The 217-nt window shown below is 58.5% G+C and carries 1 protein-coding gene; it reads left to right on the forward strand.

Features of this window, described 5'->3' with window-relative positions; all coding sequences use genetic code 11:
- The first annotated feature begins 76 nt into the window (after positions 1 to 76).
- Positions 77 to 199, forward strand: a complete 123-nt coding sequence (locus ACPYOI_RS36815) for a diguanylate cyclase domain-containing protein (RefSeq protein WP_481424277.1) — start codon at positions 77 to 79, stop codon at positions 197 to 199.
- Positions 200 to 217: the final 18 nt, after the last annotated feature.

Raw genomic sequence — 217 nt, forward strand, 5'->3', positions numbered from 1 at the left:
CCCCCCCCCCCCCCCCCCTCCTCTCCAAAACCACCCACCCCCCCCCCAGATTACTACGCGTCTCGTGGGCTCGGAGATGTGTATAAGAGACAGCTTCAAGCAGATCAACGACACGCTCGGTCATCGTGCAGGCGATGCGATGTTGGAAAGCTTCTTGGACGCACTGTCGATCGTACAGCTGTCTCTTATACACATCTGACGCTGCCGACGACTAGTC

This window comes from Rhizobium sp. SVR5-2C, assembly GCF_056755115.1.

Bases quoted from the DNA above. Each gene is read 5' to 3' on its own strand.
- ACPYOI_RS36815 (WP_481424277.1), top strand. From the start codon at position 77: ATGTGTATAAGAGACAGCTTCAAGCAGATCAACGACACGCTCGGTCAT.